This window comes from Pseudoalteromonas sp. RWi3, assembly GCF_054960735.1.
Map to the genome: position 1 here is coordinate 306,803 of NZ_JBHNYL010000002.1, position 21,235 is coordinate 328,037.

14 protein-coding genes are annotated in these 21,235 nt (G+C 40.7%); 12 read left to right on the top strand and 2 right to left on the bottom strand.

Features of this window, described 5'->3' with window-relative positions; all coding sequences use genetic code 11:
- Nucleotides 1-45: 45 nt before the first annotated feature.
- The 3 genes from ACFI4Z_RS04870 to ACFI4Z_RS04880 all read left to right on the top strand — a co-directional run bounded on the left by ACFI4Z_RS04870 (nucleotide 46) and on the right by ACFI4Z_RS04880 (nucleotide 5,234).
- Nucleotides 46-1,650, top strand: coding sequence for a lytic polysaccharide monooxygenase (locus ACFI4Z_RS04870; protein ID WP_462669578.1), 1,605 nt, complete (start codon nucleotides 46-48; stop codon nucleotides 1,648-1,650).
- Nucleotides 1,651-1,715: 65 nt separating this feature from the next.
- A complete protein-coding gene (locus ACFI4Z_RS04875; protein ID WP_462669579.1) occupies nucleotides 1,716-4,349 on the top strand; it encodes a glycosyl hydrolase family 18 protein in 2,634 nt (877 codons plus the stop codon).
- A 168-nt stretch (nucleotides 4,350-4,517) separates the two neighbouring features.
- Nucleotides 4,518-5,234 (top strand): substrate-binding periplasmic protein, encoded by a 717-nt coding sequence (locus ACFI4Z_RS04880; protein ID WP_462669580.1) that lies wholly within the window; start codon nucleotides 4,518-4,520, stop codon nucleotides 5,232-5,234.
- A 4-nt stretch (nucleotides 5,235-5,238) separates the two neighbouring features.
- Here the strand turns inward: ACFI4Z_RS04880 and ACFI4Z_RS04885 are convergent, their stop codons facing one another.
- Entirely contained in the window at nucleotides 5,239-6,744 is a 1,506-nt protein-coding gene (locus ACFI4Z_RS04885) for a phospholipase effector Tle1 domain-containing protein (protein WP_462669581.1), read from the bottom strand.
- 478 nt (nucleotides 6,745-7,222) lie between these two features.
- Here ACFI4Z_RS04885 and ACFI4Z_RS04890 point away from each other — a divergent pair, with 478 nt between their 5' ends.
- The 8 genes from ACFI4Z_RS04890 to ACFI4Z_RS04925 all read left to right on the top strand — a co-directional run bounded on the left by ACFI4Z_RS04890 (nucleotide 7,223) and on the right by ACFI4Z_RS04925 (nucleotide 17,658).
- Complete coding sequence (locus ACFI4Z_RS04890) at nucleotides 7,223-7,780, top strand: TetR/AcrR family transcriptional regulator (protein WP_462669582.1); 558 nt, start codon at nucleotides 7,223-7,225, stop codon at nucleotides 7,778-7,780.
- A gap of 206 nt (nucleotides 7,781-7,986) precedes the next feature.
- Entirely contained in the window at nucleotides 7,987-8,478 is a 492-nt protein-coding gene (locus ACFI4Z_RS04895) for a DUF417 family protein (RefSeq protein WP_462669583.1), read from the top strand.
- A 1,002-nt stretch (nucleotides 8,479-9,480) separates the two neighbouring features.
- Nucleotides 9,481-10,080, top strand: coding sequence for a class I SAM-dependent methyltransferase (locus ACFI4Z_RS04900; RefSeq protein ID WP_462669584.1), 600 nt, complete (start codon nucleotides 9,481-9,483; stop codon nucleotides 10,078-10,080).
- On the top strand, nucleotides 10,077-11,174 hold the full coding sequence (locus ACFI4Z_RS04905) for an HNH endonuclease (RefSeq protein ID WP_462669585.1): 1,098 nt from the start codon (nucleotides 10,077-10,079) through the stop codon (nucleotides 11,172-11,174). Before ACFI4Z_RS04900 ends, ACFI4Z_RS04905 begins: the two co-directional genes overlap by 4 nt.
- Before the next feature lie 574 nt (nucleotides 11,175-11,748).
- Nucleotides 11,749-13,515: a hypothetical protein gene (locus tag ACFI4Z_RS04910; RefSeq protein WP_462669586.1), complete on the top strand. Its 1,767-nt coding sequence runs from the start codon at nucleotides 11,749-11,751 to the stop codon at nucleotides 13,513-13,515.
- Nucleotides 13,515-14,219, top strand: coding sequence for an OmpA family protein (locus tag ACFI4Z_RS04915; protein WP_462669587.1), 705 nt, complete (start codon nucleotides 13,515-13,517; stop codon nucleotides 14,217-14,219). The genes ACFI4Z_RS04910 and ACFI4Z_RS04915 overlap by 1 nt, the downstream gene beginning before the upstream one ends.
- The gene (locus ACFI4Z_RS04920) at nucleotides 14,219-15,358 is read left to right on the top strand and encodes an HNH endonuclease (protein WP_462669588.1); all 1,140 of its coding nucleotides are present in this window, start codon (nucleotides 14,219-14,221) and stop codon (nucleotides 15,356-15,358) included. The genes ACFI4Z_RS04915 and ACFI4Z_RS04920 overlap by 1 nt, the downstream gene beginning before the upstream one ends.
- A 440-nt stretch (nucleotides 15,359-15,798) precedes the next feature.
- Nucleotides 15,799-17,658, top strand: coding sequence for an ATP-binding protein (locus tag ACFI4Z_RS04925; protein WP_462669589.1), 1,860 nt, complete (start codon nucleotides 15,799-15,801; stop codon nucleotides 17,656-17,658).
- On the opposite strand, the gene ACFI4Z_RS04930 is transcribed toward ACFI4Z_RS04925, so the two are convergent.
- A complete protein-coding gene (locus ACFI4Z_RS04930) occupies nucleotides 17,644-19,176 on the bottom strand; it encodes a DNA cytosine methyltransferase (protein ID WP_462669590.1) in 1,533 nt (510 codons plus the stop codon). The genes ACFI4Z_RS04925 and ACFI4Z_RS04930 overlap by 15 nt on opposite strands.
- Nucleotides 19,177-20,467: 1,291 nt before the next feature.
- Here ACFI4Z_RS04930 and ACFI4Z_RS04935 point away from each other — a divergent pair.
- Nucleotides 20,468-21,205 carry a hypothetical protein gene (locus ACFI4Z_RS04935; RefSeq protein WP_462669591.1) on the top strand — a complete coding sequence of 246 codons (738 nt, stop codon included), beginning with the start codon at nucleotides 20,468-20,470 and terminating at the stop codon, nucleotides 21,203-21,205.
- Nucleotides 21,206-21,235 lie beyond the last annotated feature (30 nt).

A 21,235-nucleotide genomic window follows, 5' to 3' on the forward strand; every position in this document is an offset into this window, starting at 1 on the left:
GAGCATTCACTCACCCTTAAATATAGTCTTTTTGAGGACAACACAATGACATCAATCAAATTAAACACATTGTCGCTCTCGGCAATTGCCAGTACTGTGCTACTGAGCATAGCGCCTGCACATGTTAATGCGCATGGTTACATGGACAGCCCCAAAGCCCGCCAAGCATTTTGCCAAGCAGATGGCGGTTATTGGTGGCCAGTAGATGGCAGCAGTATTCCAAACTTAGCATGTCGTGCTGCTTATTTAGAATCAGGCACCGTACAGTTTGTACAAGAAATTGAGTTTTCAGTGAATACTCCTGATTACCTAAACCAAGCCGCCGTCGAGGTAAAAGTACCGAATGGGCTTTTATGTGCAGGTGGTGATAACGCAAAACGCGGTATGGATTTACCCTCACCACACTTTCAGCGTAGCGATGTAGTGCCCAACGCCAATGGTGATATTCAAATACGTTACCTTGCATCAACCCCGCACAACCCAAGCTTTTGGCAGTTTTACATCACCAAGCCAAGCTTCAATAGCGCAACTGATGTACTAACTTGGCAAGACTTACAGCTAGTGCAAGAGCACGACAATATTGAGGTTGTTAAAGACCCCGACGGTAAACGTTACTACGAAATGAATGTTGCAATTCCACAAGACCGCAGCGGCGAGGCCATTCTATATAGCCGTTGGCAACGTAATGATGTGGTTGGTGAAGGTTTTTATAACTGTAGCGACATCAACATAGTAAATGACGCAGGCCCGACGGATCCAAATGCATGGACTAGCGTCGGTTACTTTGTTCGCCAAGGACAAAACGCCATTGCAGGCGACACCGTATGGGTGCGTTTATTTGACGAAACAGGCCAAGAGGTGATCAATCAACAGCTTAAAATCAATGCCGACAACCAAGCAAATTGGCAACAAGCATTGGCAGAGCAGCTTAACCTTGATTACGCACACTTAGTGCAAATTGGGGTGCAAAACCAAGCGGGCGACATTACATTTGATGCAACCGATGTGTTGATTAACCAAGTGTACAGCAGCGATGCAAATTATACGTACGCCTTGAGTGTGCAAGGTGCGCCAACAAACACAGCACCCATTGTACATACTCCAGATAACCTCGTAGTTGATGAAAACACCACAACTGCAATTCATTTACACGCCTTTGATGATGAGCAAAGTGAGCTAACTTACAGCTGGACAGTGCCTACACCGCTAAGCTTTACAGGCTCTGGTGCCAACATCAACTTAACCACTGCAGAGGTATCAGCAAACACCGATTATACCATTGCAGTATCTGTATCGGATGGTCAATTAAGTACCCAAACCAGTTTTAGTGTCACGGTTAACGATGTACCTGTTGTAGATCCTGTTGATCCAACAGTCCCTGAATGGGACAGCACTCAGATCTATCAAGCAAACGACAAAGCCCGTTTTGCTAACGTTATTTACACCGCTAAATGGTGGAACAAAGGCCAACAACCAGATAGCTCAGCGGCATGGGAATCAACCTCACAAGCTGGCACAACGGCTACTTGGAATACCAGCAAAGCCTACCAAGCTGGCGCAGAAGTAACGTATCAAGGACAGCGCTATCGCGCTAAATGGTGGACCCAGGGCGATACGCCAGGGCAAGCCAATGTATGGACCAAACTTTAATAAAGCCTAAGTTTTGCAGTTCAAACTTATTAAATAATTACATAAATAATGGATAAGAGAGACCTATGAATATCAAACAACTAAGCGCAGCCATTGGTGTTGCTTTATTTGCAAGTACCGCAGCGGCAGCACCCTCTACACCAAGCATTAACTGGGAACCACAACAGTACTCATTTGTACAAGTTGATTTAGAGGGCACAGGCTCATATAAGCAACTTGTTTCGCGCGTTGATGAAGTAACTATCAATATTGAGTGGAGTGCCTGGAGTGGCGACGGTGGCGACAGCTACAAAGTCTATTTTGATGAGATGCTAGTAAATGAAGGCGCACTTGCAGCAGGCAGCAAAAAAGGCACTATCACATTCCCATATAATAAAGCAGGCCGTCATACAATGTATGTTGAGCTATGTGAAGGCGGCACAACGTGTGCACGCAGTGCAGGCAAACCCATTGTTATTGCTGATACTGACGGTGGCCACTTAGCGCCATTGCCGATGGATGTAGATCCAAATAACCGCGACATTGGCACCAAAGAAGGCCTAGTAACAGGCGCTTACTTTGTTGAGTGGGGTATTTATGGCCGCGATTACGATGTAACTAATATGCCAGCACAAAACTTAAGCCACATTCTATACGGCTTTATTCCAATTTGTGGCCCTAATGACTCATTAACAGGTGGTCCAAAGCGTGCACTAGATACTGCTTGTGCGGGCTCTTCAGATTACGAAGTGGTAATTCACGACCCATGGGCGGCAGTACAAAAAGCGTTGCCAGGCGTTGATGCAAAAGACCCGATTCGTGGTACTTACTCACAATTAATGGCACTTAAACAACGCTACCCAGATTTGAAAATTTTACCATCTGTAGGTGGTTGGACATTATCAGACCCATTTGGTGGCTTTACCAATAAAGCTAACCGCGACACGTTTATTGCCTCAATGGAAGAGTTTTTAAGAACATGGAAATTCTACGACGGTGTTGATATCGATTGGGAATTCCCAGGTGGTGACGGCCCTAACCCAGACATTGGCGACCCAGTAAACGACGGTCCAGCTTATGTGGCGCTAATGCAAGAGTTACGTGCCATGCTTGATAAACTTGAAGCAGAAACAGGCCGTACATATGAGCTAACGTCGGCTATTGGTGCAGGTTACGACAAAATTGAAGACGTTGACTACCAAGCAGCTAGCCAGCACATGGACTATATTTTCGCCATGACATACGATTTTTACGGTGCATGGAGCGGCGTAACAGGTCACCAAACGGCACTTTACTGTGGTGAACACATGAGTGTAGGCCAATGTAATGGTACGGGATTAGATGAAAATGGCGAGCCACGTAAAGGCCCTGCGTACACCACAGACAATGCAATACAGCTATTACTAGCGCAAAATGTACCGTCGAAAAAAATTGTAGTAGGCGCAGCCATGTACGGCCGTGGTTGGGAAGGTGTTTACCCACAAAATACTACTATTGATGGTAACCCAATGACCGCACCAGGTAATGGTAAGCTAAAAGGCTCTACTGCTCAGGGTGTATGGGAAGACGGCGTAATTGACTACAAAGGCATTAAAACTTATATGCTAGGTGCTGATGAGCAAGGCGTTAATGGTTTTGAAGCGGGTTACGACGAAATGGCAGAAGCCGCTTATGTATGGAACCGTAGTAGTGGTAAGTTGATCACCTATGATAACCGCCGCTCGGTACTTGCTAAAGGTGCGTATGTTAAGCAGTACAACCTAGGTGGTTTATTTGCATGGGAAATCGATGCCGATAATGGCGATATCCTTAACGCTATGCACGATGGTTTAGGCGGTGTAGTTAATCCACCAAGTAACAAAAAACCAGTGCTTTCAGTGTCTTCAACAGTGTCTGTAAACGCAGGTGAAAGTGTAACTGTAGCCGCATCTGCAACCGATGCTGACAATGACCCACTAAGCTTTAGCTGGACAGCAGACAGCGCCCTAGCTGTATCAGGCCAAAACAGTGCTTCACTTGTGATCACCGCACCTGCTGTTACGGTTGACACGCAATACGTAGTGACAGTTAGTGTATCTGATGGCGAAGCAACAGTAAGCCGTGACGTAACTGTAAACGTTATTGCACCTACCACAGGTGGTGGTGATAACACCGCACCAAGTGTTGATGCAATTGCCAATGTAAGTGTAGAAGAAGGCGCATCTGCTAACGTATCAGTTGTTGCAACTGATGCGCAAAACGATGCACTTTCATACACATGGACAGTGCCAGCAGGTTTAACCCTTGTAGGCAGCGGCGCAAACGTTAGTTTAGAGGCAGGTAATGTTGATGCTGATACAAATCTAACCGTATCGGTCGCTGTGAGCGATGGTGAGCTAAGCACAACACAAAGCTTTACAGTTACAGTAACAAACACTGATACAACAGTACCACCAACAGGTAGCTGGGATGCGGCTGCGATTTACGTAGGTGGCGATTTAGTGACTTATAACGGCGTTGAATATAAAGCAAAATGGTGGACTCAAGGTAATCGTCCTGATTTAGGCGGTGTATGGGAAGCAACAACGCAACCTGTAGATGGTTCTGGCAGTGTTGTTTGGCAATCATCAGCTGTGTATAACAGTGGTGATGAAGTGTCTCACAACGGCAACAAATACCAAGCTAAGTGGTGGACTCAAGGAAATGAGCCAGGCTCAGCTGACGTATGGAAGTTACTTTAATTTAAACAAACGCCACCTGACCTACTCTCAGGTGGCAATTTAAGTGACTCACTCATTCGAAGCAGCTTTTTAGCTGCTTTTTTTGTGTTTCCTTCAGATTGCTGCATACTTATACAATAGACGACGCAATGCAGAGAGTTCGTTATTAAATACCTATGCCTTATTATTATGTTAGTTGCCAATGCAAGCTTTGCGTGTGAACAAACACTCAAAGTGGGTATAGGTCAACCGTGGCCTCCTTATGTATTCAAAGGGGAGAGAACGCTCAGTGGTATTGATATAGACATAACCCGGTTAGTGTTAAAAAAGGCGGGCTTTTGTAGTCAGTTTGTACTTTTACCTTCATCAATCAGAGGGTTAGTCGAACTAAAAAAAGGCACAGTTGATGTGTTACCTGCAGCCAGTTATAGCGACGAAAGAGCAAAGTACAGCCACTTTTCACTGCCCTATAGGCGAGAACGCATGCGCCTGTTTTGGTATGAAAATAGCGCTTTTATAAAACATGACCTGCAACACTTAATGCAAAGTAGCAAAACCTTTGTGATTAACAGCGGAGGATTTTACGGCGAGGAGTTTGCACAGTTAAGCCAACAAACAAACTATAAAAACCTCATCGTGCCAGTAAAAATGATTAACCAACGGCTCTTAATGCTTAAAGCAAAACGAGTCGACTTTATGATAGACGACGAAGTATCCGGCTTATATTTAATGGCGGAAAAAAATATTACGGGCATTTCACTGCACCCCTATATTGTAAACGACAACCCCATTCACTTTATGTTTAGCAATAAAACGGTTAACACTGCACAAAGCCAAAAAATTGATGATGCAATTAAGCAGCTCGAAACACCTATTACAGAAATTATTGATAACTACACGCAGTAAAGGCTTACCCTAAACGCGTTACTTTTACTTTTATTTTACCTGCATTAGCACCATAAAAACGCATTAAGTCATTGGCAAAAGGCGTAAACTCTCCTGAATGCAGCATTTTAAACTCGCCGCCAACCGCAACCTCGAAAGCGTCGTCATCGGTGAAATCAATTGCGCCAACAAGAGCAAACCAAGGCGATTGTGGCAAACGTCTAAAGGGTTCGAGCAGCGCCATAGGAATTTCTTTCACCCCTAGTTTAACGTTATCACGGTGCCAGCCAGCAGCAGTACATTTTACGCCATCATCAAACCAGTATTGATCAGGGTAGGGAGTAAAGCGATAAGTTGCGCCTTGCTCAAGCATTAAGCCCGTCGCATTATATTGCTCAGACGCAAACACCAACACATCGTGACTTTGGTCTATTTTTAACACCGCCATATTTTGATTCATCAGTCCAATATGGGCACTTAACCCGGTAAATTTAAGTGTCGTGTTATCGCTGTATAAAAGTTGGTAGCTTAAGCTTTTTAATGATTCAGGCCGATAGCTGGTTAAATGATGAATTCGTTTTGCCACACTGTGATGAACTAAAGGCGGTAAATCACTTTGTTGTTCATTTACCAATACACAGCACTCCCGATCAACAAGTTTAAAAAATGGGTTAAACCAAAAGTAATTTTGCTGGTGGCTAAGCGCTAATGGGTCTGGTGTCACGGTCATATCGTCTTGGGCGATCAATGCATTTTTAACGCTTGGAAAGAGCAACTCATAATCAATGTCATGGCTGGTAATAAAGCTCACAGGCAAGGATTTTTCAAGCAACCACTCAATAGCAAAACGCAAACAAATATCGGCAAGGCCATCACGGTAATACCCGCCACCTACATCGGAGTGTGCCCCGGCAAACCACACTTCATCAACATTAGCTTGATGATTAATAAGAGTAGGCTCAAATGCACGGCGTTTTTCATCAAGTGACACGCAATGCAAGGCAGCATTTACATTGTTAGCAAGAGTATGGTTTTCAAAAATAACATGTTCGGCACCACGGGTTGCCTTGGTGACTTTAGATAGGCCAATGGAGGCCACGGTATCAAACACACACAGATAAACCTGATCGGTTATAAAGGGTTCAAGGCATTTGGCAAACCGACGAGCCAGCGCTGCACCACGGCTAAAGCCGGTTAATAAAACACAATCACCTGGTTGATAATACGCTTTAAAGTCACCCATGGCGTGGTTTAAAATACTGGCAACATCATCATCACGCGGGGCTAATGTTTGATTTAATAAGCGCTTTAAACGACTGCCTTGTGTGCCTATACCTTGGTAGTAAAAGCTAAGTTGGTTATCTAATTGAGTTGTGGGTTCGTTATTAAGTGTGCCACCTAGTAGTAAATGCAGCTTGAGGATATTAGAAATACTGGCATCTTCTTTAAAGTGTTCAGAACTAAACTGCTCCGCATCACGGGGTTCGTTCCCTGTCCCATCAAAATTGAAAATCAGCGTTTTAACCGTCATAGCATCAGTCCTTAAGTGGTTTGATACAAAATATAGCCTTTTTATTAAGCTTTGAAGACATTTTTTAAACACTGTGATGAATTATTTTTTTGTCTCAGTACTGCGCGTCATGGCGAGCCAAAAATAAGCGTATAAAACGCCTAACGTCATTACAAAATGCAGATCACGACCGATTAATAGATACAAACCGCCCGCCGCACTTTACAAACAAACACTAGCTGTAGCAACGCAGCGTTAACGCGCAAAAGGCCATATATGGCAGATAAAGTGCAGTTTATAAACAAAGTGTTTATATAAAACAGGCAAAGTGATGCATTAAAAATCTGATGACAGGGTAGCGAAAGGCATTTGCTACGTGACGATACGCTTATTAATTTAACGATAAATAACAAGATCTTAAACGATTAAGGAGATCTTTTTTTTGCCTAAGGTTAAAAAATAACTTGCCAGCCTACCTACTGGTAGGTAATATAGCTGCATGAACACAACATACAACACTATCTTGCATCATGCGAACGAGTTAATTCAACTCAAGGGCTTTAACGGTTTTAGCTATGCAGATTTATCAAAAACATTGGGCATTACCAAAGCCAGTATTCATCATCACTTTCCTGCAAAAGCTGATTTGGGTTTAGCGTATTGCCAACAAAAATGTGATGCACTGGCGCAGCTAGACTCACAACTTAAAACTAAGCAGCACGCGGTAGACCAACTAAAAGGTTACTTTGCGATTTTTGAAAGCTGCGCAGAGCAACAGCAAATGTGTGGTATTTACGCCATGCAAACAGATTTACAATTGATGAGCGAGCCACTGCAAAAGCAAGTAAATAAATTGGCAGGTATAGAGTTACAAATACTTTCACGTATTTTAGAACAAGGTAAGCAAAACGGTGAGTTTTTGTTTAAGGCAACACCTTACCAACAAGCCGTCATTATTTGTTGTGCCATAAAAGGGGCACTTATGCTTAACCGAGGGCAACATCACGGGTTATTTGAGCAAACTTGCGAGGCAAGTATAAGCATGCTCGTGGCTTAACGCTGAGTAAAAAAGCCATTAATTGTGCCAGCAAACAGATTATAAATACCTGTAAAGTACAGTAAGCTAAAACAGGTGTTGTTAATACACTCTCGGTTAGTTGCGCTAACAGCAAAACTAACCGGGTACAAAGAAGTACTAAAAATTTTAACCAATAAACCTACCTACTAGTAGGTTTGTAATTGCAAAATACACCGGAGCCCGTTATGAGCCTAACAACAACACAATTAAACACATTAGCAACCCTAGGTAACAAACTTGAAAAAGCAGGCTTACCGTTAATCTATATTTCCCTTGGCGTTATTTATATTTGGTTTGGCGGCATTAAGTTTAGTGCCGGACAAGCCGAGGGCATGTATGGCATGATTGCTAATAACCCACTGGTATCGTGGATGTACGCTATTTTTTCAAAGCAGGGCATGGTCAACTTTCTAGGCAGTCTTGAGATCATCATTGGTTTATTATTTATTGGCCGCTTTGTGAATCCTGCGTTGTCAGTGATTGGCGGTGTACTGTCGATGGCATTATTTACAGTCACAATCAGTATGATGGTATTTTTACCAGGCATCACAAGCGATGCGGGCTTCCCAGTACTGAGCTTTGTGGGTGAGTTTTTACTAAAAGACATAGGCTTATTTGCAGCGTCATTATTTGTAGCAGGCAACAGCTTAAAGGCATTGGTTGCTAAATCAGCTTAAGTTAAAGGTAAGTGATGTTACCTAAAGGCCCCACGGGGCCTTTTTTTATAGGCGTGTAAAATTAAACTAACAATGTGAAGTGTTAAAAATTGACGCGCTAAAGCACGATCTACATTAGAGTACTTGTGTTTTTCCTCTTCAGCACAGCGCCTCTTAGCCTCTTTGTGTTGTGGTGAATAAATCACTTAAAACCATTTTGCACAAAGAGAAAAGAAAGCCGCGGGCTTCGGGCTTCGAATTAACCCTAGAACCTAGTGCCTTTTCAACCGTAGGAACGAGCTTTAGCTGTGATTGTTTAAAACCAAATTTACCACCGAGCTCACCGAGAAGAAAAGTTATGGCTTCGTGCGGTGGGCTGCGAGCTGCGAACACATTTAGAACCTAGTCACTTCCCTAAAACCTAGCCCCTTTTCGTTATTTCAGCACAGTGCCTCTTAGCCTCTGTGGTAAATAAATCACTTAAAGGCATTTTCACAAAGAGCAAAGAATGAGGGTAAATGAGAAGACAAAAGTCACGGGTTTCGAGCTGCTGGCTTAATATTTCACGTAGGAACAAGCTTTAGCTGTGATTGCTTTAAACCAGTTTTACCACCGAGGGCACAGAGGCGCTGCGCTACACAGAGAAGACAATAAAGCCACGGGTTTTGAGCTACGAGCGACGGGCTGCAGGCTAATCCTAGCACCTAATCCCTGTTTGTAACTTATTCAGCGCAGCGCCTCTTAGCCTCTTTGTGAATAAATCACTTAAACCATTTGCACAAAGCGAAGACAAAAGCGGCGGGCTTCGTATGATCCTAGCACCTAGTCACTTCCCTAGAACCTAGTGCCTAAATCTCACCAAGACTAAATTCTTAATTTTGCTAATTAGTAGCTATGTACTTGCTACCCATCGTAAAACTCTATGTTTTTAATACATTTTTATGTTAGGTTAGGGTTAAACTTAATAAGAGCTTAATGCTTTAATCATTAAGTACCAAAATTAACCACGGAGCGGTAGATTTAGTGCCAAATAAAACACTCAGTTACTATAACCAACACGCACAAAGCTTTAGCGACTCAACGCTTCATGTTGATATGTCGACGCTTTATAGTGAGTTTTTACCGCTTATCCCTAAACACGGCCATATTTTAGATGCTGGCTGCGGCAGTGCCCGCGATGCCGCGTATTTTAAGCAGCAAGGTTTTACTGTTAGTGCATTTGATGCAAGCGCAGAACTTGCAAGGTTAGCAAGTGATTACTTACAACAACCCGTTCAAGTTAACACCTTTCAGCAGCTTGAGTGCAGCAACCAATACGATGGTATTTGGTGTTGCGCCAGCTTATTGCACGTGCCAAAAGTAGAGTTACCACAGGTATTTTTAAACCTGCAAAATGCGCTCAAACCAAACGGTGTTTTATATGTGTCGTTTAAATACGGCGACAGTGAGCGGGAACACAATGGTCGTGAGTTTACCGATTTAAATGAAGATGGCTTAACCGCGCTTATTACTCAGCACACCGAGCTTAAAATAATAAAACAATGGCAAAGTGTTGACCAACGGCCAGAGCGCGAAAGTGAAGTGTGGCTCAATGCGCTAATTAAAGCAGTGCCCGTTTTATGATTGGTGCAATGCAGCAGCAACTCGACTTTATCGCCTACATTCAGCGCATGCTGGTGGAAGGTGATTTTAGTGCAACGTACAAGTTTGCGTTGTTACATGCGTTGGCTGATGTATGTGTTGAGCAACCCCTGGTATCAGACCAAGCAGAGCTGAAAATTGACTTAGCTACCTTGGCCGATAAACTCATTGTTTTATATTGGCATCATGCAGTGCCGTTTGCCTCAGAGCAAACAGGCGAAAGTGCGTTATTAAAGCAAAACAGCGGCGCGCAATCTAAAGTGATTTCAGTGCTGTATGAATGCCAACAAAACAATATACGCAATTTACGCGCGTTAAAACAAAGCTCGCTCTATAAGCCAACTTTTAACGCCGCTATGGCCACACTTAAAACTGGGCCGTTGTGGCGTTTGCAAATATTAGCAAAACAAGCCGAATGCTTTTTATACCTGCATACCAATAGCACACAATACATTACCCTCAATGCGGGCATCGCCAGTTGTTTTCGGCGCTTTTATGATTTGGTGGTGTATTTAGCAAAAAATGCGTGGCTGCAAAAAATTCAAAATATTAAACATAACCAAACGTTAATTGGCCCGCAAAGCCAACTGTACGATTTTTTATTCGGCTTTGACCGTAACGTACTTAGCAAAGCCAAACCGGTGTTAATTGAGCTGCAACACGGCAATTGCTTTTATTGCCAAAAGCCGTTGAATAATAAAACCGAGGTTGATCATTTTATTCCGTACGCCCGCTACGCAAACGATTTAGGCCACAATTTCGTGGCGGCGCACAGTACGTGTAATAACAGCAAACGCGACTTTTTAGCCGCGCAGTTGCACCGCGAACGCTGGCAAGAACAAAATTTGGTTTTGAATAGCCAGCAAATAACCCGTGAGCTGAGTGATTATTTTAATTGTGATGCAGATAAGTCACGCTCGGTAAGTGATTGGGCTTATCAGGTGGCGCAGGCAAACAGCGCTAAGTTGTGGTTAGCGAAAGACAGCTTTGAACAAGCCGCTGGTGTGAGGTTATATCTTAATAGAGATACAAAGCTTAGTTTAGTGGCGGAAGGTAAACCGAGGTATGACGCGTAGATCGCGGCGTAGGCGCGATTTTAAATCGCGCTTTAACTCGTAGGCGCAGAGCTTGCTCGCGCGAAAAGCGCAGCTTTTAATTGTAGGTCATGCTTTAGCGCATCAATGTAATTTACTGGTTATGTGGGAACAGGCTTCAGCCGTGATTTTATATGGTTTTGGGAAAAGGGATTAAAAACCTCTATTCGAGGTTTTATCGCGTTGGCGATGGCAACCAAAGGGCGGCTGCCGCCGACCGCCCTTTGGAATCCCACGGCGCACCCGAGGATCACACTATGTCCTCAAATTAAAAATTGATGTGAACGTAAGCGCCGTGTATTCGCCATCCATGGCGAAGTCACGGCTTAACTTAAATTGCCTAAAGGGATTTAGGTACTTGGAATTTGTCGGGAACAAAATTCCGCCATGCAAGTGATTACTCACCAATTTATAACTTTCGGGTGTGATCACGGGGAGTTGGAGTGTGTTGGTAGACTGAGAATTGGTAAATAAATATATTTTTCAAAAACATAAAAATATTTGAATGTGTTTTAGTATTAAAATTATAGAACTTGACTAAAAAGGATTAAACATCGTGTTATCAAATGTACTGCCATTTTTTACTTCGTCTTCTACGGGAATATTAACTTTAATTTTTATAGGCGTTTTGTTACTTATTTTCGGTATTGGTTACAAGCAAGCGATAAAAAATAATAATACTCCTTTTGTCAATTATGTGCCGACACTTTTAACGACGGCAGGTATATTTGGTACATTTTTAGGCATTGTGATTGGCTTATTCTATTTTGATCATACAAAGATAGATGAAAGTATCACTGAATTATTACTAGGTTTGAAAACAGCATTTATAACTAGTCTTATTGGCTTGATGCTATCAATTGTATTTAAGATATTACAAACAACTACTTTTATATGTGAAGAAGTAATTAGTAATGAGGATGCATCACCTGAAAACATTTTAGCTGCAATAAAGGCTCAGGCGAATGCTACTAGTGAGCTACAAGTTGCGATTGTTGGTGATGGGGACAATACACTCCTAAGCCAGTTAAAATTATTACGTTCAGACATTAATACTAATTCAAAAAAAGCACATAACCTTAGTGTAGAACAGTTCAACAAGAAGCTTGAAAAACAAGATGAATTTGCTGACAAACTTTGGATTAAATTACAAGACTTTGCCGATACGTTATCTAAATCCGCAACCGAAGAAATTATTGCAGCCTTAAATAATGTAATAGCTGATTTTAATCAAAAGCTTACCGAACAATTTGGCAAAAACTTTGAAGACCTAAATGAGGCAGTTTTTAAATTAGTAGAGTGGCAAGAAAACTACCGCATTCAACTAGAGGAAATGAAAGCTCAATATAGTCATGGTGTAGAAGCTATTATTAAAACTGAAGGGTCAGTGGCAAGTATTAATGAGCATGCTAAGTCTATTCCACAGTCAATGGATACCTTAACTGAAGTTATGGAAGTTAACCAACATCAATTAGCAGAGCTTGAACGACATTTAGAAGCATTCGAACAAATGCGGGATAAAGCTGTTGAAGCAGTACCTCAAATACAACAACATGTTGAGAATACAGTAAAAGATATAGGTGCTGCAGTAGAAGCTGCAAGTACACATTACACGTCTTTATTAACCGACTCTGATGAGTACATTAACAAGTATATTGCAAGCTCAGAAGCTTTGTTGGATAAATTTGTGAATACTACTGAGCAAGGTATTGATGCAGTAGGTAATAAGTTAATAAATAGCTCTGAAAACATGGGTAAAGCATTAGATTTAGCTAGTACTGAGTTTACTAATAATGCTTCTAGAACAAATGAAAGTTTGCAATCAAGCTCAGATTATTTAGCGGATGGTAGTGATAAGATGAAACAGCACGTATCAGATACTGTTTCAGATTTAAATAACAATATGAGAGATCTTATAGAGAAGGTTGTTGCCGAAGCGCGCACAATGAGCACTACTTTTAGGGATGCAAATAGTGAATTATCTCAAGGTACTAAACAAGCTAGAGATCTTTTCTTGTCAACAAATTCAGAAGTAAGAGACCAAATAAAGCGGGTAATTGAGCAAGCTTCCCAAGAACAAATGCAGCAAACACAGCGTACTTTTGTAGCTATTGAAGAGTCGGCTAAACAACAATTAACTAAAACACATGAAACTGTAGAGCACCAATTAAAAATGATTGACCAATCAATGCAAGAAGAGCTAACTCGTGCACTACAGCTTATGGCTAATTCATTAGGCCAAATTTCAGGTAAATTTGCTGAAGATTATCAAGTGCTAACACAACAAATGAGAAAAGTCGTTGAACAAGGAGCAACGGTTTAATGGAGCATATTTTTGGTAAACGTAATCAGCCAGAGGAAGGTGGTGAGCATTGGTTATCTATTTCAGATTTAATGGCTGGTCTGATGATGGTGTTTTTATTTATTGCCATTGTTTTTATGCGCCACACAATGAAAGAAAATGAAAAAATTAAAAGTATAGCTGTTGCCTACCAAGAGAAACAAGTCGCTATATATGAGTCTTTGATAAAAGAGTTTGATGAAGATTTAGAAAAGTGGGGTGCTGAAATAGATAGGGAAACTTTGGCTTTTAATTTTAAATCACCAGATGTTTTATTTGATAATGGTGATATTGATATTAAACCTGCTTTTGCAGGTATTCTAGATGATTTTTTCCCGCGTTATTTAAAGGTACTTAAACCATTTAGAAGTTCTATTGACGAAGTTCGAATTGAAGGGCATACCAGCAGTGAGTGGAATAAGGATAGTAGCGATGAAGAAGCTTACTTCAAAAATATGAGACTTTCACAAGGCAGAACTCGTTCTGTACTTTCTTATTTATATTCACTTGTGCCAGAAGAAACACCATGGATAAAACGTAATATCGCAGCGGTTGGATTTTCATCATCACGCTTAATTATGACTGAGCAAGGCATTGAAGATACAGAGAGATCAAGACGTGTAAGTTTCAGAGCTATTACAAACGCCCACATACAGATTAAGCGTATTTTAGAGGCACAAGAGTAATGAAACTTGAAATAGATTTCAATACTCTGCAATCTGCAGCCATAAAAATGGGGGCGTCGAATAAGCAAACTAAGCTCGACTCTACCCTTAGTCAATTAAGCGCAATAGACAGCGGGTTAGGCGAAGGCTTGGTATTAGGTGAAGATTTACAGCTTTCTGAAATTGAGAATATTAATAGTCTTTTGTCTTATAAAGGACGACAAATAATGCTCTATATCCCAGAGCAAAGGAGTAACATAGAAGAAGTCATAAAAAATGGCAAGATAAAAGAAGCTCGTCGTTTACACGTTGCAGAGTGCGGTACAATTGAAGATATGAGAAATAAGGGTTTCTTTGATCGTTACCAAGTAACTAACGATATTAGCGGTAGCTATCCGGTAGCCGGTCGACAGCATTATCGAGGAGAGTGGATTGAAAGTAAAGCAGAGCTCGGTGTATGCAAAAACTGCCTAAGGGTTTTAAATTACAAAGGTTACGCTGATCTCAAAGGTGATGCCAAGCAAAAGGTGTTTTTAGAACTTAAACTTTCAGAGCTGTTTAGTACTTATAGCTCTTATTTTAAACACTACCCCATGCGATCAAAAACGATTGGTAGTTATACTCAAGATTGGAACAAAATATCTGAAAGGTATCGGCAGCAGCAAAACTATACTTGTGAGCAATGTGGTGTAGTGCTAACAAGGTATAAAAAACTGTTACACACCCATCATATTAATTGCGTAAAAACAGATAATTCATTAAATAACTTAAAAGCTTTATGCGCAGATTGCCATTCTAAGCAACCTAATCACGACCATATGCATGTCCTTCATGATGATCGCCTGCTCATTAATCAACTTAGAAAAGAGCAAGGCAAATTCGATTGTAGTGATTATCAAGAGGTATTGCTTTACGCAGACTCAGCACTCGAAGGTTTGTTACTCAAATGCAAAAAGTACAATTTACCTTCTCCCGAGTTAGGTATCAGTGTAAGGAATGGAGACAACTTTGTTTCTATTGACTTAGCATGGCCGAGAAAAAAGTTCGCAGTAGTTATTGAAAAAGATCAAATACAACTTCTGAGGACACAGGGCTGGACGGCTTATTTAGCGAGTGATTGCCTTAATAATTTTGCCAGTATGCAACAAATGATACGCTAAATAATATATAGGTTTGTTTAGCGTGAAGCTTTTAAATTTTTTTTGAAGGAACTGACTTTAGCCGTGATTTTTACATGGTTTTGGGAGCGGGATTTAATAACCTCTATTCGAGGTTTTATCGCGTTGGCGATGGCAACCAAAGGGCGGCTGCCGCCGACCGCCCCTTGGAACCCCACGGCGCCCCGAGGATCACAATGTATCCTCAAGTTAAAAATTGATGTGAACGTAAGCGCCGTTTAAGGCACATCCATGTGCCAGTCACGGCTTAACTTGCCTCCATGCAAGTGATTACTCATCAATTTATAACTTTCGGGTGTGATCACGGGGAGCTGGAGTGTGTTGGTAGATTGGTGTCGTTACTTTACGCTTTCGTCCTATTTCGGGCTAATTAAGTTAATGTAATAAATCAACAATATAAATTAAAGAATAAAGGATTAAATATGAGTGAATCTTTGGTATTGAAGTTTGATCCAAATACAATAGAGCACTTAGGTGTTTCATTGTATTCAAAACTTCCAAGTGTACTTTCAGAGCTAATTAGTAACTCTTGGGATGCAGATGCAGATAATGTTGAAATTGATTTTATTGAAAATGGTGATAATAAAGAAATTACTTATGAAGATGATGGCGAAGGAATGACGTTTGATGAGTTAAACGATAAATACTTAGTCATTGGCCGCAATAGAAGAGAAGATACACAAAGACAAAAAAGCGCTAAGGGCCGCCCTGTAATTGGTAAAAAAGGGCTTGGAAAGTTATCTGTATTTGGTATTTGTGACGAAATAGAAGTGACATCTATAAAGAATGGCTTAAAAAACCATTTTACGATGAACTTAGAAGCAATAAAAAAAAGTCGTGACAATGAGTACTCACCTGATTTGATATCTCACAATGAAACTACTACAGCAGCTTCAGGTACGGTTATCAAACTTAAGAAAATTAGAAGAAAAAGTAATTTCGATTTAAATGAAATAGCACTTAGTCTATCGAAGAAGTTTATTATCTTTAGTGAAATGAAGGCAAGTTTAACAAGAAACAGTGATGGCGATTCTCAGGTAGAAATTACAGATGAACTTAAATTTAACACTTTAAATACAGAGTTTGAGTGGAACTTCCCAAATAAAAAATATGATGAAAAATATATTCATTGGGAACAAGTACAGGGTTCTATAATTACCTTGAAAACACCGGTTAAAGATACTGAAATGAGGGGAATATACCTCACATCTAGAGGGAAGATTGTCAATGTTGCCAGCTTTTATGGTGCACGTGATAACGATCAGTTTCATAGTTATGTTACAGGGTATCTTCAAGTAGATTTTATAGATGATTTTGATGATGACGTGATATCAACAGATAGGCATTCACTCAACTGGGAGCACGAGGAAACCCGCTTACTCCAAGAGTACTTACAAAAAATCATTCGAAAAGTTGGTGTTGAATGGAAGAAAAAGAGGGGTCTTGAAAAGAAAAGGTTAGTTGAAACTTCTCATAATATTGGAATAGACAATTGGAAATCAAATTTACCAACCTTTGAAAGAGACTTGAGTGATAAAATAATAAATCCGATTTTAGAAAATTCTAATATTGATATAGCTGAGTCTGCGAGAATAATAGATAGTGTAATTGGTAAGTTTAATAATCAAGCTTATAAAGAGTATGCAGATAAAATTGCACAGATATCTACAAGTGATGAAGATATTCCTAAATTACTAGAGCTGATGGATGACTGGAAAGCTATCGAATCTAAACAATATCGAGATCTAGCAACTTCTCGCGTTGAGGTCATCAAGCAATTTGAACATTACCTTGAAACAAACACAAAAGAAGTACCAACTCTCCATAACTTTTTAAAAAAATTCTCTTGGTTACTTGACCCAAGAATTTTAGAGTTTAGAGATGAGGTCACATATTCAAATCTCCTAAAAGAAAGCTATCCTGAAGATAAACTCAATGAAACAGATAGAAGGATTGATTTTTTATGCAGCAACGCATTAGGAGAAATTCTATATGTTATAGAAATTAAAAGAAGTACTTATACGGTTGACTATAATGCATTAGAGCAAGCCTACGATTATGCATCTTTCTTAGAAGCAAAATATGCTTCAGCTACTGGTTTTTCGAGAGTGGTATGTTATGTGGTTGGGGGTCAAAAATCCGCTGAGAGGCGTTTTAAATCGAAAGAGAAAACATATTCCGAAACAGGTGAGGTTTTTGTAAAAACTTATAGAGAATTACTGGAGCAATCAAAAGAGTATCATAAAGAGTTTATTGAGACATATGACTTACATAATAAGTAGTCTGATTAATACTTTCCCAATCTGCTGTGCTAAATACGGTGGCACAGCATTTCCTACCTGCACATATTGATTCGTTCTAGTTCCTTCAAAAATATAGTTATCAGGAAACGTTTGTAAGCGTGCAGCTTCTCGAACACTCAAACTTCTACATTGTTGCGGATCGTAATGTACGAAATAGTGGCCATCTTTTGAAATATGGCTTGTTACGGTAGTAGCGTACTTATCTGCTACTTGAACTCTAAAACGGTCTGCGTGTGTTCCTGTATTCCAATTTGCATGGGCTGGAGCTAACTCTTTTGGAAAGTGACGAGACTTAGGCGATGAGCCTTCTATTTGCGCATAAGCGGCACAGTAAGCGTAGCGAAGTAAATCATCAACCATATGCCCTCTGGTTTCATGGTTTAGCACTACGTCTAAATTAGGGTCTAGATACCAAGCTTTTAGTGGCTCTGTCATAGCTGGGGTTTTGTCGCTTAATGCAGTTTCTATTCTAGACAAACCGATTTTTGGCTTAAGGCTTAATGAATTGGCTGATTCTGCATTAAATTGTTTTTTCAGAATCCGCTTTAATTTAGCTGCATTTTTAGTAACAGCTGATTCCCAATCTTTTGTATTGTCTTTTTGTTTTGAAAAGCCACTGCGTAAATTAGGTAAATCATCAATAGCTTGTTTTACAGTAACTTGATGTTCGCATATGCTTAAAGTTTCTGGAATGGCTTTAATATCCTCATGCACACCAAGTAAAATCACACGATGCCTTGCTTGAGGTATACCGTATTGCTCACAGCGAATTAAGAAATCGGCAGAGTCCTTGTATTGCGGGTCTTTTGGGTTCTCGGCATCAACCACTAATGAATAAATTTTATATTTTGGAATCTTTTTTTGTTTAGTTACGGAGCCTGGATTACGCAAGTCTTCTAATATTTGTGGAAACATGACTTGGCCGTTTACTTTTGCTGTGAGGATTCCGCGAACATTCTCCATTACAAAAATATCTGGTTTAGCTAGGCTTATTACCTGTAAGTATTCTTTGTATAAAAAGTGACGAGCATCATCTTCTGCAATATAGCTTTTATTTCCGGCATTACGTGAGCGGCCAGCTAATGAATATGCTTGGCAAGGAGGGCCACCGATTAAAACTTTCGGACCTTTGTGTTGTTTTACGAGTTCTTTTATGCGCTTATGAATAAGCTTATTGTCTTTGCCCAGTTCTTTAGCGCCATTTAAAGTTTCTTGGTTGGCTTCTGTTGCAATATCAGGATGAAGATCAAATAGCTCATTACGTGTAATTTTCCCATGTAGGTAATCGTAGTAATTATCTAATGGTTGGGACTTAGTTTTAAGTAATCTGAAAAAGGCACGAGTAGTTAAGGTTTGATGTGCATTTACATCTTTCTCAACAGAGATACCTATTTGAAAAGGTGATTTGCCATCTTCTGTTTTAGCCGCGGAAATTCCTTCGCCAAGCCCACCTGGGCCTGCAAATAAATCAATAACAAGAATTTCACCGTTTTCCATAACTAACTAAGCAACTACAAAATAAAAAGACAGAGAATCATACCAGGCCTTCTATTTCCTATAAAGTTTTATATAGGAAAAGTTGAACAACTGCCCAAAATAACAGCTAACAATTATGAATTAAAGGCCAATGCTAAGACAATTCCCCCGTGATCACGCCCGAAATTAAATTAACGATGAGTAATTTACAGCATGGATGCTATTAAAAAACGTAGCTTAGCCGCGGATGGCTTATCTATGCTGGTTACGTTCATATCATTAAACTGAATTGAGGAAGTAGTGTGATCCTCGGGGCGCCGTGGGTGACGAGTGACCGAAACGAAGTTTCGCAGCGCGAGGAAGTGGAAGCATGGATGCTGACAGGAACCCAGCTTCAGGGATGAATTACTTGCAGCAGAGTCAACTTTGAAAACCGTACGCCCCTTGGTTGCCGCCCCCAACGCGACACAACTAAAATTTGCAATTAAAAACCAAAGCGCGAGATAAACTTCCGCCTACATTTAAAAGCTGCGCTTTTCGCGTCAGCAAGCTTAACGCCTACGGTGTATAAGCCGAAGCCCGCGACTCGTGGCCCGCTGCTTTGTTACCTCATTTACCCTCATTGTTTTCTCTTTGTGCAAAAAGGTTTTAAGTGATTTATTCACAAAGAGGTTGAGAGGCGCTGCGCTTTAGAGGAAAAACACTAAGGCTCTAAAGTAGGTCGTGCTTTAGCGCGTCAATTTTCAGTATTAGCCATTGTCGTCATAAATGACGACCTACAAGGTGTGATCAAGTAAAACGCGTCAGCAAGCTTAACGCCTACGGTGTATAAGCCGAAGCCCGCGACTCGTGGCCCGCTGCTTTTGTTAACTCATTTACCCTCATTGTCTTCTCTTTGTGCAAAATGGTTTTTAAGTGATTTATTTACAAAGAGATTAAGAGACGCTGCGCTTTAGAGGCAATAAAAAGGGCCTAGGCTCTAGGGAAATGACTATGTGCTAGGACCAATCCGCAGCTCATCGCCCGCCGCACGAAGCCATAACTCTTCTTCTTGGTGTAGTCGGTAGTAAAATTAGTTGCAATAATCACAAATGAATCGCGTTTATGAACGCGATATAAAATCTAACGCGATATAAAATCTAACGCGATATAAAATCGCTGCTACGTTTTTTGTTTTAACTCGTAAATTCACTTTCCAAATTTAACATATCTCAATGAGGCTAATAATAGCCTCGAAAATCTCTAATAGATCGCCTTACTGTGAGTGTAAAAAATGATACGCTAATACTAATTTAACGTAAGTGGTGTAAACATGATTAAAAGGACTTTATTAGCTGCGTGCTTGGTTTTTAGCGCTGACATGGTGGCTGCAGAGCAATACTCACAAACCCGATGTAATCAAATAGAAGCAGAGCGAGAAAAAATTAGAGACAGAATGCGCTCCAGCTATACATCACAGCAAGGTGAGCGGTTACGTCGGCGTGCTACTGAGTTATTTAAAAAGCTAGGTAATCATTGCAAACGTCCAACTAAGGGCTACAGCCGACGTGTTTATGCAGATACCTACGTGCCTCCTCCTACTAATGAGTTATTAAATAAAAAAGTTCATGACTCAACAGTATTTGGTAAAACCTATAACAGTGATGATAAACGACTTGAATGGGGGCGTTTTTATCAGCTTCCTGGGCGTTGTCGTGCTAAACATATGGAACAAACTGACTTTGTCTGGTGTAGTGAAAATAGGGCGGAGCAAAGAGCAACATTTGAAGCGCAGTGGCAATCAAAAGTCGAATTAAATAAGCGGGCTAATAAATCAGTGGCTATAACAGCGCAAAAGCTACAAAGTAGAACACCATCCGTAGCGTTTCCGCCAGCTACTATAGGTAAAGCAAATTCGATGACGTTAACTCCAGTATCAAAAGCAGATACCCGATTAGTCGCTATTGCGCCAAACAAAGAAGAGCAAAGTTATAGTGCTTGGCGTTTATTGGCTGTGGCCTGTTTTGCTCTTTTGCTTGTCTTTGGTTTGTATCGCTGGTTTAAAAATTAAACCGTGCGTTCGGGTTAATTAGCCTTATTT

Coding starts and splice junctions, on each gene's coding strand:
- ACFI4Z_RS04870 (WP_462669578.1), top strand. CDS start 46: ATGACATCAATCAAATTAAACACATTGTCGCTCTCGGCAATTGCCAGT.
- ACFI4Z_RS04875 (WP_462669579.1), top strand. CDS start 1,716: ATGAATATCAAACAACTAAGCGCAGCCATTGGTGTTGCTTTATTTGCA.
- ACFI4Z_RS04880 (WP_462669580.1), top strand. CDS start 4,518: ATGTTAGTTGCCAATGCAAGCTTTGCGTGTGAACAAACACTCAAAGTG.
- ACFI4Z_RS04885 (WP_462669581.1), bottom strand. CDS start 6,744: ATGACGGTTAAAACGCTGATTTTCAATTTTGATGGGACAGGGAACGAA.
- ACFI4Z_RS04890 (WP_462669582.1), top strand. CDS start 7,223: ATGAACACAACATACAACACTATCTTGCATCATGCGAACGAGTTAATT.
- ACFI4Z_RS04895 (WP_462669583.1), top strand. CDS start 7,987: ATGAGCCTAACAACAACACAATTAAACACATTAGCAACCCTAGGTAAC.
- ACFI4Z_RS04905 (WP_462669585.1), top strand. CDS start 10,077: ATGATTGGTGCAATGCAGCAGCAACTCGACTTTATCGCCTACATTCAG.
- ACFI4Z_RS04915 (WP_462669587.1), top strand. CDS start 13,515: ATGGAGCATATTTTTGGTAAACGTAATCAGCCAGAGGAAGGTGGTGAG.
- ACFI4Z_RS04920 (WP_462669588.1), top strand. CDS start 14,219: ATGAAACTTGAAATAGATTTCAATACTCTGCAATCTGCAGCCATAAAA.
- ACFI4Z_RS04925 (WP_462669589.1), top strand. CDS start 15,799: ATGAGTGAATCTTTGGTATTGAAGTTTGATCCAAATACAATAGAGCAC.
- ACFI4Z_RS04930 (WP_462669590.1), bottom strand. CDS start 19,176: ATGGAAAACGGTGAAATTCTTGTTATTGATTTATTTGCAGGCCCAGGT.
- ACFI4Z_RS04935 (WP_462669591.1), top strand. CDS start 20,468: ATGATTAAAAGGACTTTATTAGCTGCGTGCTTGGTTTTTAGCGCTGAC.